The following is a 14,665-nucleotide window of genomic DNA, read 5'->3' on the forward strand; positions in this document are numbered from 1 at the left end:
CATAGGAGGCTGTACACGCCATGGGGCTGACTGATTATCGTGCGTTGCTGATCGACTGCGACGCGGTCCTGGTGGACCGTGACTCGGGGGTCTGGGCGGCCTTGCAACCCTTGCTCGACAGTCGCCGCGGGCAACCGGACAAGGAGCAGGTGCTGGGCGAGTTCGCCGAGACGGTGCGGGGCCTGTACCCGCGCTTCGCCGAACTGGGGTTCAGCGGCCTGCTGTGTTTCGCCCATCGCCAGCTGGCCGAACGCTGGGGCCTGAAGGCGTCCTGGGAGGAGGGCATGAGCTTCGCCCGTTCGGTGGCGGGCTGGTCTCTGTTCGAGGATGCGCCGGGGGCGATGCTGTACCTGCGCAAGTTCTATCGGCTGCTGGTGCAGGGCGATCGCGATGCCGAGGATCGCGCGCTGTTGTGCGAGCGGCTGGGGATCGCCCAGGACGATTTCATCTCCCTGGCCAGCCAGCCGTTGCAGGATCGCCAGTGGCTGGCGGACAACGACCTGCGGGCCCAGGACATCCTCCAGGTGACCCGGCCGCCGGCCGCCGCGGCGCAAGCGACGGCGGGCCTGTGCCTGATCTGCCGTGCCGGCAGCCGCAACCCGCAACCCTGCGCCGCCGACTACTGCATCAACAGCATGGCCGACCTGGTGGCCCAGCATCAGGCGTCGTTACGGCGCTGATCTTGCTTGTCGATTGCATCCCACAGCAATCAAGAGGTAAACGATGGAAGGTTTAGTCAAACTGGACCGTATTGATATCAACATCTTGGTTGAGCTGCAAAAAGACGGACGCATGACCAATGTCAGCCTCGCCGACGCCGTGGGGTTGTCGGCCAGTCCGTGTCTGCAGCGGGTCAAGCGCCTGGAATCGGCCGGCTACATTTCCAGCTACAAGGCGCACCTGAACCTGGCCAAGATCACCGACTCGGTCACGGTGTTCACCGAGATCACCCTGAGCGACCACAAGCGCGAGGACTTCGCCAAGTTCGAGTCCAATATCCGCCTGGTGGACGAGGTGCTGGAGTGTCATCTGATCAGTGGCGGCTACGACTATCTGGTGCGGTTCATGACCCGCAGCATCCAGCATTACCAGGAGGTGGTGGAAAGCCTGCTGGACAAGAACATCGGTATCTCGAAGTACTTCAGCTACATCGTCATCAAGTCGCCGGTCCTCAAAGACGGCGTGCCCCTGCGTAAATTATTGCGCCACTGACTCGTTCTTCTCTCAGAATGAAATGTTATCTGATAACATTTTGCCGTCTGATCAATCACTCATGCGCGCGCCTCTCACCGGGCGCGCTTGCGTCTGGGCCGGCCATTTTGCCTGGCCGGTGAGTGCACAGCGGGTTGCGCGCAAGCAAGCGACACCGGCCATGCAGGCCTCGCGTGCACCCCGATCGGACAATCCACGCACCGCTTACCCCTGGATGCTTCAGCCTGGCGCACACCGCATAAATCGCTGTTTGCCTTGAGAAAACAGCAGGCAACGGGCTTGTGCCGCGGCAAATCGGAACAAAGCACAGAACGGCCTGCGCTGTAATGCCAGCCAGTGGTAGGTGCGCATCGTCGCCCCGGGAAGTTCAACGCCATCAGAGCGGGGGCGGCGATTCGTTGAATGAGAGCACAAAGGAGCGCAACACGATGCGAATGAGTACGGCAAATACCTTGATAGGGCTGGGCGCGCTGATGCTGGCCAGCGGTACCCAGGCTCACCAGATCTGGTACGAACACACGCCGGGGCAGCCCCTGACGCTGTATTACGGCGAGTACGAAAAGAACATGCTGGAAGTGACCCCCGGTGGCCTCGATCGCTTCCGCCAGCTCAAGGGCTGGTCGGCGGCGAATCCGCTGCCGGCCCCGGCATTGGGTCTGAGTCTGGGCCTGCAACGCCAGTCGTTCAGCGTTGCTCATCAGCCCAGGGCCGATGAAAGCCTGCTGGCGCAGGACTCGCAGTATCCGCTCTTCGACCTGCATGAAGGCGGCAAGACCCTCAAGACTCATTGGACGCCCGCCACCCGCTGGGTCGGCGACCTGCGCGCGCGCCAGCCGGAACTGGCGCTGGACATCGTCCCCACCGGCGTGGCCGCCGCGGGCAAGGCGCAGTTCCAGGTGTTCTATGAACTCAAGCCGCTGGCCGCCCAGGAAGTGATCCTGGAAACCGGCTCCGGCGAGGTCTTCACCCAGACCAGCGACCAGGACGGCAAGGTCAGCTTCGCGCTGCCGTGGCAGGGCACCTATGTGGTGGCCGCCGAATACAAGGACCGCACCCCGGGCACTCGCCAGGGCCCGGACAGCCAGGCCGAGGCCTACGACCTCAAGAGCTTCAGTTCCACGCTGTCGTTCCACCAGCCACAGGGCAAGCCGCCGTTGCCACGGGCGCCTGCAACGCTGCCGGCCTCGGAAGTCGCGCGCTTGAAAAAGCAATCCTGACCCGCTGCCCCGACCCCTGTGCCGTGTCGGCGACAGGGGGTTGCCCAGGCTTAACGACCTTCAACATGAGTGACTGATATGACCCTTTCTACTGGATTGGCAGGGCAGGCGGGCGTTGCGTCCCCTGCGCTGGCGGGCAGCGTGGCCAAGGCCAATACGCGGATGCTGGCGATCGATGCCCTGCGCGGCTTCGTCATGCTGTGCATGCTGGTGGACCACGTGCGCGAGACCTTCCTCCTGCATCGCCAGGTCACCGACCCGATCGACGCCCTGAGCGTGACCCCGGACCTGTATTTCACCCGCCTGCTCAGCGAGATCTGCGCGCCGGTGTTCATCTTCCTCACCGGCCTGTCGGCCTGGCTCTACAGCCAGAAACACAGCCTTGGGGAAACCTCGGTGTTCCTGCTCAAGCGCGGCCTGTTCCTGGTATTCCTCGAGCTGACCTTCGTGTGTTTTGCCTGGAACGCCGAGTTCCCGCCCAAGACCCTGTGGCTGCAGGTGATCTGGTGCATCGGCATCTGCATGATCGTGCTGGCCGGCCTGCTGCACTTCAAACGCGGCTGGCTGATCGTGCTGGGGGTGGCCATAGTCGCCGGGCACAACCTGCTGGATGACGTGGTGGTGGGCCCCGAGTCGCCGTTCTTCGTGCCCTGGTCGATCCTGCACCAGCGGGTGTTCATCGACATCACCGAGTTCACCCGGGCCCGCACCACGTACCCGGTGCTGCCGTGGATCGGGGTGATCCTGCTGGGCTGGGCCATCGGCCCGTGGTTCGGCAAGGACGTGCAACCGGCGGCGCGGATTGCGCGATTGCTCAAGGTCGGCGTCGGCCTGCTGGTGGCGTTCGTGTTCATTCGTTACCTGAACGTCTACGGCGAGAAGCCCTGGGTCCAGACCGGCGATGCGCTGCGCACCTTCATGAGCTTCATGAGCGCCAAGAAATACCCGCCATCGCTGATGTTCCTGATGCCGACCCTGGGCCTGGGGCTGATCCTCCTGGCGTACTTCGAGAAGGTCCAGGAACGCTGGTCGACTGCGCAACTGGCGATCTACGGCGGCGCGCCGATGTTCTTCTACCTGCTGCACCTGTACGTGCTCAAGGCCATGTACCTGGTGGCCGTGGCCATCTGGGGCGCCAACCAGGGCACTTACTACGGCTTCGACAACCTGTCCGGGGTCTGGCTGTGGAGCCTGATCCTCGGCGTGCTGCTGTTCTTCCCGACACGCTGGTTCGCAGGCCTCAAGCAGCGCCGCCGCGATATCGCGATCCTCAAATACCTCTGAGTGGGGTCCCGGTGGTGCGCCCGTACAGCGGCGCACTGCCTGATATCGCCCGCCATTTATCGATTTTCGGGAGTTCGACAGTGAAGACCTTGACCCGACACACCCTGCTGTTGGCATTGGGAGGCCAGAGCCTGCTCGCGCTGGCCGCGGAGCAGGACAATGCCAAGGGTTTTATCGAAGACAGCCAGTGGAGCCTGTTCAACCGCAGCCTCTACGACCGTCGCGACTATGAGCACGGTTCCTTGAGCAACGGCGCGCGCAATGCCTACAAACCCCGCGCCGAACGCAGCGACCTGGCGCAGGAGTGGGCTTACGGCCTGATGGCCGACTACAGCTCCGGTTTCACCCAGGGCACGCTCGGCTTCGGCCTGGATGCCCACGTCTATTCCGGCTGGAAACTCGACAGCGGCGGTGGCCGGGCCGGCAAGGCGCGGCTGCTGGGAGTGGACAACGACGGCCATCCCAAGGATGAATTCAGCCGTGGCGGCGCGGTGGCCAAGCTGCGTTTTTCCTCCACCGAACTGCGCTACGGCGAGCAGCGGGTCAAGACCCCGGTGTTCGGTTCCTCCGACAGCCGCCTGCTGCCCGAGACCGCCACCGGCTGGTTCCTCACCAGCCGCGAACTGAGCAATACCACGCTGTACGGCGGCCACTTCAACGAAAGCACCGACCGTAACGCCAGCAGCCACGACCAGGGTTTCGTGGTCAATTATTCCAACGGCAAGCAGGGCGACAGCTTCGACCTGATCGGCGTGCGCAACACCTCGATCAAGGGCCTCAACGCCAGCCTGTTCAGCGCCTTGTACGAAGACACCTGGCGCCAGCAGTACCTTGGCGCGCTCTACAACCTGCCGCTGAGCCAGGGCCAGGACCTGACGTTCGATTTCAACCTGTACCGCACCCAGGACACCGGCAAGGCCCTGTCCGGGCGCATCGACAACACCACCTGGAGCCTGATGTCGACCTACAGGAGCGGCGCCCACAGCTTTGGCCTGGGCTACCAGAAGGTCGACGGCGACACGCCTTACGACTACGTCACCCGCGGCGCGATCCTGCTCAGTAACGCGGTGGCCCTGTCGGACTTCAACGCCCCTGAAGAAGCCTCCTGGCAGGCCCGCTACGACCTCAACATGGCCGGCTACCAGGTTCCCGGCCTGACTTTCAGTGCCCTGTATGTGCGCGGCAGCGGCATCGACGGCAGCCACATGGACCCGCGCGGCGGCTACGCCTGGCTGGGCTACGGCGAAGGCGGCAAGCACTGGGAACGCGACCTGCAGGCCAAGTACGTGGTGCAGTCCGGGCCGGCGAAAAACCTCGCCGTCACCCTGCGCCACGCCGTGCACCGCGGTAATAAAGCCCAGGCCGAACTGGATGCCGACCAGCTGCGGCTGGCGATCGAGTATCCGTTGGGCGGCAGGTTCTAGGGCCCAGGCAAGGCTTGTCGGTGACCAGCCCCTCCCGGTGGAGGGGTTTTTATGGCCGGGCGCCGTTAATGCTGCTATGCCTTGGATAGCCCTTCAGGCTTTACCGCAGCAGTTGTCATGACACGGACGTAGGGTGACACCGGTCCTCGCCTGGCCGACTGGCCGCGCGGGAACCTCACTTGACGACTCTCGAGGGAACCAGGTCGTGGACAACACAAGGATCAAGGCGCGCCAGCTGATTGTTTGCATCGACGGCACCAACAACCGTTTCAGTGACGAGCCGACCAACGTGGTCCGGCTGTTTCGCTCGCTGCCCAAGGACAGCGAAACGCTGCTGGCCTATTACGACCAGGGCGTGGGCACCTTCGGGCTCAGCGAAACCCTGTTCGAATGGCAGAAGGTGCCGTCGCGCATCGCCGGGCTGATGTTCGGCTGGGGTATCAAGCGCAACGTGCTCAATGCCTATCGCTTCCTGATGGAGAACTACAGGGATGGTGACCAGATTTTCCTTTTCGGTTTCTCCCGCGGCTCCTACGCGGTGCGGGTGCTGGCGGCGCTGCTGCATACCATCGGCCTGTTGCCCGCCCATCAGGTCCAGCTGACGGATTTTGCCTGGTCGCTGCTGACTACTCGCCTGCAACCCGATGGAAACGCCCCCAAGCCCGATCGTCAACGCGCCATGAGTTACACCTGGTGGCGCATGAGCGCGGACAAGAAACCGGACTTCAAGTTGATGGGGGAATTCAAGGGCAGCTTTGCCCGGCCAGTGAGCATTCACTTTCTCGGGCTGTTCGACACCGTGAGTTCGGTGGGCTGGGTGTATGACCCGCTGATCGTTCCCTACACCCGCAGGAACGAGGACGTGAAGACCATCCGCCATGCGGTGTCCCTGGACGAACGCCGCAGCTTTTTCCGGCAGAACCTCTGGGCAGAAGGCAAGGGGGTGAACCTGAAACAGGTCTGGTTCGCCGGCGTGCATTCGGATGTGGGCGGCGGTTACCCGGTCGGCGAGTCGCAGCTGGCGCTGATTGCCTTGCGCTGGATGATCGGCGAGTGCCTGGAGGCCGGGTTGAGCATCGATGCCGAAGCCTGTCGCGCCGAACTCTATCCAGCATCCTCGGTGCTACGGGATCCGCTGGCCCAGGCCCACAATTCCCTGACCCGCAACTGGCTGATCGCCGAGTGGGTGCCGCGCCTGGTCTGGAACCCGAGGACCCACAAGCGAACCCTTGAGTACGGTTCGATGCCGCCGTTCGGCAAAGCCCGGTCGCGGGAGATTCCCACCCCTGAAAACGGACAGAAAATCCGGGTCCATGCCTCAGTGGCCGCTCGGCTGAAGGGGCCGCTGAACAGCGACCAGCCGTGGGGCAGCCAACTGAGCTACCAGCCGCAAAACCTGCCGGACATCGATTCCGAGTCGATCGAGCAGGTGGGCGACTCGCCGAGGCTGGATGAGTACAACCTCTAAGGCTGCCAACCCACTCACTGGCGATGCCGGCGCAGCAGCTCGATCTGCTGCGCCGGTACCTGCTGGCGCAGGGCTTTGTACAGGGCGCGGGTTTCCAGCAGGTTCCAGATCCGCAGCAGGGTTTCCAGGGCGTCCAGCGGCTTGCTGATGAAGTCGCGGGCGCCCAGGGCCAGGGCCCGCAGGCGGGTGTCGCGGGTGGCGTCGGCGGTCAGCACCAGGATCGGCAGGTAATCGTCGGCCGGGATCCGCCGGTTGAGCTGTTCGAGCACGGCGAAGCCATCGAACTCGGGCATGTGCAGGTCGAGGATCACCAGGTCCGGCTCGAAGCTGTTGAACAGGTCCAGGGTGCGCAGCGGCTGGGTGCTGCTCAGCACGTTGTGCAGGCCTTCGCGGGCCAGCAACTGCTCCATCAGGTCGAGGTTGGGGCGCTGGTCGTCGATGATCAGGATGCGCAAATCGTGGTTCATGCGGGCTCCGGTAGATGTTGCTCAAGGTGGGCGAGAAACGCCGGGATATGAATGGGCTTGGTCAGGATCGCCGTGGCCCCGGCCTGCAGCAGGGCGCGGTGGGTCAGGGCGCTGGCGTCGGCGGTGATCATCAGCACCGGGGTGCTGGCGGTGCTCGGCGATTCCCGCAGCCGGCGCAGCACCTCCAGGCCCGCAAGGTCCGGCAGGCTGACGTCCAGCAGGATCAGTTGCGGCGCATGTTGGCGCGCGAGGTCCAGGCCCATCTGGCCCTGCATGCTCGACAGCAGGCGAATGCCGGGGCGGCGTTGCAGCAGGGTTTCGATCAGCGCCAGGCTCGACAGGTTGTCTTCGATGCACAGCACCTGGCCACGGTATTCCACGGTCTCGACCCGGGCCGGCAGCACCGACACCGATTGCTCCAGCGCCTGCTGCTCCAGGGCCTGCTGTTCCAGGGGGCGGTGCGCGCCGGCCGCGGCCACCTGGACAAACGGTAGTTGCAAGGTAAAGCAGCAACCCTGGCCCGGCGTGCTGTGCACCCGCAGGCTGCCGTCCATCATCTCCAGCAGGCTCTTGCTCAGGGCCAGGCCCAGGCCGGTGCCTTCCACCCGCGGGTCGGCACCCAGGCGTTCGAAGGGCCGGAACAGCTGGTCCAGGCGCTCCAGGGGAATGCCGGCGCCGGTGTCGCTGACCGCCACCTCGACTCGCGGGCCCAGGACCTTGACCGCGATCCGCACCTGGCCCTGGGGCCGGTTGTACTTGATGGCGTTGGACAACAGGTTGAGCAGCACCTGGATCAGCCGCTGGCGGTCGGCGATCACCCCGCTGTGTTCGCTCAGCGCGGGCAGGGCAGCGAGCTGGACGCCGGCGTCGGTGGCCATTGGCGAGACCAGGGTCAGGGCTTCGTGCAGCGCCGAGGCCAGGGCGATCGGCTCGACAGTCAGCGGCAGGTGCCCGGCCTCGATACGGGCGATGTCCAGCACCTCGTTGATCAGGGTCAGCAGGTGCTGGCCGGCGCGCAGGATATGCCCGACCTGGGGCCGCTGGCCGCTGGGCGAGTCCATGTCCAGCAACTGGGCGAAACCGAGGATGGCGTTGAGCGGGGTGCGCAGTTCGTGGCTCATGCGCGAGAGGAATTCGCTCTTGGCGCGGCTGGCGCTTTCGGCTTCTTCGCGGGCGGTGCGCAGGGCGATTTCCGCGGCGCGGCGGTCGGTGATGTCGCGGGTGATCTTGGAGAAGCCGCGCAGCGCGCCGCTGGCATCGTACTGCGCGGTGATCACCACGCTGGCCCAGAAGCGGCTGCCGTCCTTGCGGCAGCGCCAGGCCTCTTCCATGTAATGACCGTCGCGGGTGGCCTCGCGCAGGGCCATGTCCGGGTGCGCCGGGCATTCTTCCGGCAGGTAGAACAGCGAGAAGTGCCGGCCGAGGATTTCCTGTTCGCGGTAGCCCTTGATCCGCTCGGCGCCGGCGTTCCAGGTGGTGACCCGGCCCTGGGTGTCGAGGGCGAAGATCCCGTAGTCCTTGACCCCGTCGATGATCAGCCGCAGGCGTTCTTCGTTATCGCGCAGGGCCCGCTCGCGCTCGGCCAGCAGTTGCCCGGCCTCCACCAGGCGGGTGCCGAGCTGGCCGATCTCGTCCTGTTCCGGGGCCTGCGGGCGCAGCGGTTGGCCGAGGGCCAGGCGCTGGGCGTTGCCTTGCACCTGCTGCACCCGGGCGACGATGCCCTTGGACAGGAACAGCACCGCGACAATCGCCCCGAACAGGCCGCAGAGCGCCGCCAGCAGCGTGGCCATCAGCAGGCGCATGCGGGTCGCCGAGGCCGCGGCGCTGCGCTCGGCGAGCAAGCCGTCTTCGCGGATGCGCATGGCGCTGATCTGCTCGCGCAGCACGTCCAGCACCTGTTTGTTCTCGATCAGGATCGCCGTGATGCTGGCGCTGTCGTCGGGCCGGCCGTTGCGCAGGGCCACCAGGCCGTCGAGCTTGTGGCCGATCAGCGGGGTGATGGCCTTGAGGTGATCGCGCATGCGCGCATCGCGAATGTTGCTGTCCAGCCGTTGCAGCGCGGCCTGGATCAGCGGCTGGGCGCGCTCGTAGCTGGGCAGGAAGTCTTCGCGGCGGGTCAGCAGGTAGCCGCGCACGCTGGCCGCCGCTTCGGCGAGCAGGGTGTGCACGGTCTGGATATCGCCCTGCACCAGCAGCACCCGGCGCACGTCTTCCTCGGCGCGGGCGGTCTGGCGTTCGGTGATGTAGATCAGCACCAGCGACAGCAGGAGGATCACCAGCGGCAGGGAGATCACCACCAGCGCCTTGCTGCGCAGGGGCAGGTCGAGCCAATGCCGGCTCGCCAGCAGCCTCATGGCCAGTCTCCCGCGGGCTGCGCCACCAGCCCCAGGGCGATGCCGCGCACCGCGGCCTGGGTCCGGTCCGCCGCGCCGAGCTTGCCGATTACCCGCTCCACATGGGCCTTGGCGGTGCCGGTGGTGATGCCGAGCTTTTCGCCGATCTCGCGGTTGCTGAAACCGCCGGCCACCAGCCCCAGCACCTGGCGTTCGCGGGCGGTCAGGGCGACAGCTTGGCCGCTGCCGCCGGCGTTGCGTTCGGCCATGCGCCGCAGCAGGCGGGCGCTGACTGTACTGTTGAGGGCTTCCTCGCCCTGGGCCACCCGTTGCAGGGCGCCGAGCACTTCGCTGCGGCTGGCGTCCTTGAGCAGGTAGCCGACCGCGCCGGCGGCAATCGCCGCTTCCAGGTGATCGGGGCTGTCGTCCATGGTGAAGATCACCACCTTGATCGCCGGTTGCCGCTGTTGCAGCAGGCGCGCCGCGCCCAGGCCGTTGAGCAGCGGCATGCGGATGTCGAGGATGGCGATGTCCGGTTGCAGGCGCTCGCACAGCTCGAGGGCTTCCTGGCCATCGCGGGCCTGGCCGACCACCTCGAATTCCGGGTGGCCGGCGAGCAGGGCGACAAAGCCGGTGCGGGTGACTTCATGGTCGTCCGCCAGCACCAGGCGCAGGGCAGGGCTCATGGGTGTTCTCCAACTGTGGGCAGCGGCACCCGGGCTTGCAGGCGGGTGCCATCGCCAGGGGTGCTGTGCCAGGACAGCTCGCCGCCCAGCAGGCTGGCGCGCTCCTGCATCGCCGCCAGCCCCAGGTGCTGGCCGCCGCAGCTGGACAGCGGGCTGTCCAGGGCAAAGCCGACGCCGTTGTCTGCCAGCGTCAGCCGGGCCTGGCCATCGGCCAGTTGCAGGCTCAACTCGGCGCGGCTGGCCCGGGCATGCTTGAGGATGTTGTTGATGCCTTCCTGGGCGATGCGGAACAGGGCGATCTCGCTGGCACCCGGCAGGCGCGCGCCGGACTGTTGCTGCCAGTGCACTTCGATGCCAGCGTCGCGCAGGCGGTCGGCTTCCTTGTCGATGGCCTTGTACAGGCCAAAGTCGTCCAGCACGTTGGGGCGCAGGCCGCCGATCAACTGCCGGCCCTCGCCGACGCAACCCTGGGCCAGGGTCAGGATGGTTTGCAGTTCGCTGTGCAGTTCTTGCGGCAATGTCGGACAGCGTCCGGCAAAACCTTGCAGGCGCTGGTGCAGCCCGGCCAGGGTTTGCGCGAGGCCGTCGTGCAGGTCGTAGGCCACGCGCTTGCGTTCGTCTTCCTGGGCGCTGAACAGCCGGTGCACCAGCTCCGACATGGTCCGTTCCCGGGCTTGCAGGGCTTGGAGCAAGCGCTGGTTTTCCAGGTGCGCGGCCAACAGGGTGGCCAGCAGTTGCAGGGATTCCAGGTCCTCGCTGTCGGGCGCGGCCAGGGCCACGCTGTTGGCCAGCAGCAGCGCGCCGAAGGCCTGGCCGTCGGCGCCGGGCAGGGGAATGCGCAGCACCTGGGGCAGGGCGGTATCGGTCTGCGGCAGCCATTCGGGGTGCAGGGTCGCAGACTTGGCCAACGGGTGCAGGGCGGCCAGGCGTTCGCTGCTGCCATGCTGGGCGGTGGCCCGGGGCGGCTGGGCGGCGTGCCATTCCAGCAGCAGGCCGTGGTCCATCGCCATAAAGGCGCAGGCCCGTTGCAGGGCGCGCTGGCGCATGGCCGCGGGCGGCAACTGGGTCAGTTCCTGGCCGGTGTCCACCAACAGGCGCAGGCGCGCGGCGCGGCTTTGCGACTGGCGATACTGGCTGCGAATGGCCAGGGCGCTGCCGGGGTCGTGAGTCGGGCTTTGCATGAAAAACAGGCTCCAGCGTGAAGGGCGTGCGCTCGCGAGCAGGCATTAGACCCGCTTGCCGGCTGTGGGCCTATCTGCCGAATGGCATAGGCCGCCGGCACCGGTTGGCCGATGGCGAGGTTGTGCCGGGTGGGCAAAGTGGGCGCATTGAAACCCACTGGAGCCTTCCGATGAAACTGCCAACCACCGCCATTGCCCTGTTGCTGGCCCTGACCGCGCCCCTGGCCCAGGCCCTGGACGCCACGCCTTATGTGTACCGCACCGTCGCCGCGCAGCCGCAGAACCAGGGCGACCGGGAGATCGCCGGCCTGTTCGATCGCTGGAACGCGGCCCTGCAAACCGGCAGCGCAAAAAACGTAACCAGTCTTTACGCCGCCGACGCGATCCTTCAGCCAACCGTATCGAATCAGGTGCGCACCACCCCGGCGCAGATCCAGGATTACTTCGAGCATTTCCTCGCGGGCAAGCCGGTGGGCCAGATCAACTACCGGGAAATCCGCCACCTGGGCCCGGACGCGGCCATGGACAGCGGCGTCTACACCTTCACCCTGCACGAGGCCGGTGGCGCGACCCGCCAGGTGCAGGCGCGCTACACCTTCCTCTACGAGCGCATCGACGGCCAGTGGAAGATCCTCAACCACCACTCTTCGGCCATGCCCCAGGCGCAGCCGCCATTGCAGGCCAGCCATCGCTGAATCCTGCCCCCCCTGTAGGAGCGAGCTTGCTCGCGATGGACTCAAGAGCGCCGCGTTCATCCAGTCGGTATGCGCAATCGTTAACGTCCATCGCGAGCAAGCTCGCTCCTACAGTTTTTGTTTGGTCGTTTGTGTTCAGCCTTCCTGGCGATAACGCCCCGGGGTCATGCCGAACCAGCGACGGCAGGCCTTGTGAAAGCTGCTCTGGTCGCGAAAGCCGAGCAGGGCGCCGATGTACTTGACGCTGCGCGCCGAGTTGCGCAGGAAACTGTGGGCGAGCATCAGCCGTGCCTCGTCGAGCAGGGCCGAGAAGTGCATGTCCTCGCTGCCCAGGCGCCGTTGCAGGCTGCGGCTACTGACCCCCACCAACTGCGCGATATGCCGCAGGTCGCTGGGCCCGCCCTGGGCCAGGCGTTCGGACAGTACCCGCCTTACCTGCGCGGTCATCGAGCCATCGAGCAGCAGCTTGAGGCGACTGCGCGCGTATTCCATGTGCAGCACGTCCAGGGCCGGGTCGGCGCTGGGCAGGGCGGTCGCGCAATCGCGCGGGCTGAAGCTCAGGCTGTTGTAGGGCGCGTCGAACTGCAGGTTGGGGCCCAGCAGGCGCTCCAGGGCGCGGGTGTCCGCCGGCCGCGGGTAGGTGAAGCTTGCCGCCAGCGGTTGCGGCTTGCGCCCGGGCAGCAGCCAGTGCACCAGGCCCAGGGTCTGCGCGGCGCCGGCATCGATGAACGCCCGTGGCACCAGGCCCGGTTCGAGGGCGAGGTCGAAGCCGATCAGGGTGACAGCCTGGGGGCTGCGCTCCAGGCGCAGGTAAAAGCCGTTGCTGACCAGCGAGTGATAGTCCACCAGGCGTTGCAGCGCGGTGTCCAGGGTGGCGCCGGACATCAGGGCATAGCCGAGCACTTCCAGGTTGGCCGGGTGGGCCTTGGTGTACGCCAGCAGGCCGAGGTCCGGGTTGCCGCAGAGGTGCACGGCGTCCTGCAGCACCGCGTAGACCAGCTCCAGCCTGACGCCCGTGGGGTTTTCACAGGCCTCCTGGTGGCTGCTGCCGTGGCGCTTGAGCAAGGCCTCGACCTTGACGCCGGCATCGGTCAGGACATCGGCAAGCACCCGGAAACTGGTGCCGGTCATTCTGTGCATAGTACTTCCTGGACTGGTGGCTAATTGATGTCATTGGCGCCGGCGCATGATCGCAATAAACCCTGGGCCACAGTCGAGAAAGGGCGGTGCGGTGTTTCCGAGGACAAACGAAAGGTATCCGGGAACACTTTCGAGCCGCTCGGGCAGGGGGGATCATAAGTGGCAATGAGCCATTATCTCGTCGGGCGCGCCGACGCATCCTGGCCAACCCACCCGGCGCGCTGTCGCCGCTTCGACTACGGATCTGTCATGCAAAGCGTCAAAGACTTTTATCGGGAACTGGCGCAGGGGCGACTGGCGCTGGCCTTCCAGCCGGTGGTGTGGCTGCCCGACGCCAACCGGGTGCTGTACCAGGAAGGTTTGCTGCGCCATGTCGAGCAGCCGGGCAAGGGTGTCTACCCGTTCGCCATGCTCGAGCGCCATCAGGTGATGCGCGAGCTGGACCGCAGCGTGATGGGGTGCGTGATCGAGCGCCTGCTGGAGGACGAGCACCTGCGCCTGGGCTGCAATATCTCGGCGCAGAGCGCGATCATCGATCCGTTCTGGTCCGCCACCCTCGCGCAGTTGCGCGACGCGCCTTCGGTGGCTGCGCGCCTGGTGATCGAAATCACCGAAAGCGCCACGCCGCCGAGCCCCGAGGCGGCCATCGAGTTTGTCCTGTGCCTGCGCGAGCTGGGCTGCCGGGTGGCGGTGGACGACTTCGGCGCAGGCCTGGGCACCCTGGAGTTCATCCGCCAGACCCGCCCCGACATGGTCAAGATCGACCAAGGTTACCTGCAACGCGCCCGCAGCGAACCCAACAGCGTGCAGACCCTGAAACACCTGGTGCAGCTGTGCAAGACCCTGGCGCCCTGCGTGATCATCGAAGGCATCGAGAGCGAAGCCGACCGCGCCCTCGCCACCGCCTGCGGCGGCGAGTGGGGGCAGGGCTACCTGTTCGGCCGCCCGCGGCTCGACCGCCTGGGCGCGCCGTGCCGGTTGCGTGGGGTGGTGGCCGAGCCTGTGGTGGCGGGCTGAGTGGTGACGGTTTGCCGATGTTTGCCAGGGATGACAGCGGCGCATTTGAGATCGCCATCGCTGGCAAGCCGGATCGCCGCCCGCTGGCTCCTAGAGGTTTGTGGAGCGCCCGGTAGTCCGTATCTGGCACTCGCTTCTGTAGGAGCGAAGCCTGCTCGCGATAGCGGTGGTCCATTCACCCATGCCGCTATCGACCAAACGCGGCTTCAGTAATAAACGCCCTTGGCGTCGTAGGGCAGCAGCACGGTATCGACCGCCGCATCCACCGGCAGGCTCACCACCGCCACCAGAGGGCAGACGATGCTCATCCAGCAGTAGATCGTGGCGTAGCCGTCGTAGCCGCGGGCGCCGCGCATGGTCAGCAGCTGGATATTCTGCTGGGTGCCTTTGTAGAAGTCGTAGGAGATGTACTGATTGCTGGCACGGGCCATCAGGGTGCCGCAGCCCGAGAGGGCGAGTGTGCCGAGCAGGACGAGAGCAGTGAGCGCTTTGATGATGCCATTCCTTAGCAAGCCGGTTTGCGGCGCGCATCTTCGCACCG

The 14,665-nt window shown here is 66.0% G+C and carries 14 protein-coding genes; 8 read left to right on the plus strand and 6 right to left on the minus strand.

What is annotated here, in order from left to right; all coding sequences use genetic code 11:
* Positions 1 to 20: 20 nt before the first annotated feature.
* The 6 genes from PVZ80_RS33280 (at position 21) to PVZ80_RS33305 (ending at position 6,605) form a co-directional block, all read left to right on the plus strand.
* Positions 21 to 680, plus strand: a complete 660-nt coding sequence (locus PVZ80_RS33280; RefSeq protein WP_009049165.1) for a hypothetical protein — start codon at positions 21 to 23, stop codon at positions 678 to 680.
* A 43-nt stretch (positions 681 to 723) separates the two neighbouring features.
* Positions 724 to 1,212 carry an Lrp/AsnC family transcriptional regulator gene (locus tag PVZ80_RS33285; protein WP_009049164.1) on the plus strand — a complete coding sequence of 163 codons (489 nt, stop codon included), beginning with the start codon at positions 724 to 726 and terminating at the stop codon, positions 1,210 to 1,212.
* Between the two features lie 434 nt (positions 1,213 to 1,646).
* Positions 1,647 to 2,429, plus strand: coding sequence for a DUF4198 domain-containing protein (locus PVZ80_RS33290; protein WP_232788579.1), 783 nt, complete (start codon positions 1,647 to 1,649; stop codon positions 2,427 to 2,429).
* Between the two features lie 78 nt (positions 2,430 to 2,507).
* A complete protein-coding gene (locus PVZ80_RS33295) occupies positions 2,508 to 3,713 on the plus strand; it encodes a DUF1624 domain-containing protein (RefSeq protein ID WP_101282548.1) in 1,206 nt (401 codons plus the stop codon).
* A gap of 80 nt (positions 3,714 to 3,793) precedes the next feature.
* Positions 3,794 to 5,137, plus strand: coding sequence for an OprD family porin (locus PVZ80_RS33300; RefSeq protein WP_028684081.1), 1,344 nt, complete (start codon positions 3,794 to 3,796; stop codon positions 5,135 to 5,137).
* 205 nt (positions 5,138 to 5,342) lie between these two features.
* Positions 5,343 to 6,605 carry a T6SS phospholipase effector Tle1-like catalytic domain-containing protein gene (locus PVZ80_RS33305; protein WP_103330692.1) on the plus strand — a complete coding sequence of 421 codons (1,263 nt, stop codon included), beginning with the start codon at positions 5,343 to 5,345 and terminating at the stop codon, positions 6,603 to 6,605.
* 14 nt (positions 6,606 to 6,619) lie between these two features.
* On the opposite strand, the gene PVZ80_RS33310 is transcribed toward PVZ80_RS33305, so the two are convergent.
* The 4 genes from PVZ80_RS33310 to PVZ80_RS33325 are packed head-to-tail and all read right to left on the minus strand — an operon-like array spanning position 6,620 to position 11,272.
* Positions 6,620 to 7,072: a response regulator gene (locus PVZ80_RS33310; RefSeq protein WP_009049159.1), complete on the minus strand. Its 453-nt coding sequence runs from the start codon at positions 7,070 to 7,072 to the stop codon at positions 6,620 to 6,622.
* Entirely contained in the window at positions 7,069 to 9,426 is a 2,358-nt protein-coding gene (locus PVZ80_RS33315; protein WP_101282545.1) for an ATP-binding protein, read from the minus strand. Before PVZ80_RS33315 ends, PVZ80_RS33310 begins: the two co-directional genes overlap by 4 nt.
* A complete protein-coding gene (locus PVZ80_RS33320) occupies positions 9,423 to 10,091 on the minus strand; it encodes a response regulator (RefSeq protein WP_124301642.1) in 669 nt (222 codons plus the stop codon). Before PVZ80_RS33320 ends, PVZ80_RS33315 begins: the two co-directional genes overlap by 4 nt.
* Entirely contained in the window at positions 10,088 to 11,272 is a 1,185-nt protein-coding gene (locus tag PVZ80_RS33325) for a sensor histidine kinase (RefSeq protein ID WP_257373576.1), read from the minus strand. The genes PVZ80_RS33320 and PVZ80_RS33325 overlap by 4 nt, the downstream gene beginning before the upstream one ends.
* 170 nt (positions 11,273 to 11,442) lie before the next feature.
* Here PVZ80_RS33325 and PVZ80_RS33330 point away from each other — a divergent pair, with 170 nt between their 5' ends.
* Complete coding sequence (locus PVZ80_RS33330; protein ID WP_016705169.1) at positions 11,443 to 11,967, plus strand: SgcJ/EcaC family oxidoreductase; 525 nt, start codon at positions 11,443 to 11,445, stop codon at positions 11,965 to 11,967.
* Positions 11,968 to 12,102: 135 nt separating this feature from the next.
* Here PVZ80_RS33330 and PVZ80_RS33335 read toward each other — a convergent pair whose 3' ends face one another.
* Positions 12,103 to 13,107 carry an AraC family transcriptional regulator gene (locus PVZ80_RS33335; RefSeq protein ID WP_028684076.1) on the minus strand — a complete coding sequence of 335 codons (1,005 nt, stop codon included), beginning with the start codon at positions 13,105 to 13,107 and terminating at the stop codon, positions 12,103 to 12,105.
* A 249-nt stretch (positions 13,108 to 13,356) separates the two neighbouring features.
* Between PVZ80_RS33335 and PVZ80_RS33340 the strand changes: the two genes are divergently transcribed.
* A complete protein-coding gene (locus PVZ80_RS33340) occupies positions 13,357 to 14,124 on the plus strand; it encodes an EAL domain-containing protein (RefSeq protein WP_273865096.1) in 768 nt (255 codons plus the stop codon).
* Positions 14,125 to 14,330: 206 nt separating this feature from the next.
* Here PVZ80_RS33340 and PVZ80_RS33345 read toward each other — a convergent pair whose 3' ends face one another.
* A complete protein-coding gene (locus tag PVZ80_RS33345; protein WP_053279613.1) occupies positions 14,331 to 14,636 on the minus strand; it encodes a YceK/YidQ family lipoprotein in 306 nt (101 codons plus the stop codon).
* Positions 14,637 to 14,665 lie beyond the last annotated feature (29 nt).

The organism is Pseudomonas sp. B3G-3, from assembly GCF_028640915.1.
Classification (GTDB): domain Bacteria; phylum Pseudomonadota; class Gammaproteobacteria; order Pseudomonadales; family Pseudomonadaceae; genus Aquipseudomonas; species Aquipseudomonas chlororaphis_I.

Bases quoted from the DNA above. Each gene is read 5' to 3' on its own strand.
- PVZ80_RS33280 (WP_009049165.1), top strand. From the start codon at position 21: ATGGGGCTGACTGATTATCGTGCGTTGCTGATCGACTGCGACGCGGTC.
- PVZ80_RS33285 (WP_009049164.1), top strand. From the start codon at position 724: ATGGAAGGTTTAGTCAAACTGGACCGTATTGATATCAACATCTTGGTT.
- PVZ80_RS33290 (WP_232788579.1), top strand. From the start codon at position 1,647: ATGAGTACGGCAAATACCTTGATAGGGCTGGGCGCGCTGATGCTGGCC.
- PVZ80_RS33295 (WP_101282548.1), top strand. From the start codon at position 2,508: ATGACCCTTTCTACTGGATTGGCAGGGCAGGCGGGCGTTGCGTCCCCT.
- PVZ80_RS33310 (WP_009049159.1), bottom strand. From the start codon at position 7,072: ATGAACCACGATTTGCGCATCCTGATCATCGACGACCAGCGCCCCAAC.
- PVZ80_RS33315 (WP_101282545.1), bottom strand. From the start codon at position 9,426: ATGAGGCTGCTGGCGAGCCGGCATTGGCTCGACCTGCCCCTGCGCAGC.
- PVZ80_RS33320 (WP_124301642.1), bottom strand. From the start codon at position 10,091: ATGAGCCCTGCCCTGCGCCTGGTGCTGGCGGACGACCATGAAGTCACC.
- PVZ80_RS33325 (WP_257373576.1), bottom strand. From the start codon at position 11,272: ATGCAAAGCCCGACTCACGACCCCGGCAGCGCCCTGGCCATTCGCAGC.
- PVZ80_RS33330 (WP_016705169.1), top strand. From the start codon at position 11,443: ATGAAACTGCCAACCACCGCCATTGCCCTGTTGCTGGCCCTGACCGCG.
- PVZ80_RS33335 (WP_028684076.1), bottom strand. From the start codon at position 13,107: ATGCACAGAATGACCGGCACCAGTTTCCGGGTGCTTGCCGATGTCCTG.
- PVZ80_RS33340 (WP_273865096.1), top strand. From the start codon at position 13,357: ATGCAAAGCGTCAAAGACTTTTATCGGGAACTGGCGCAGGGGCGACTG.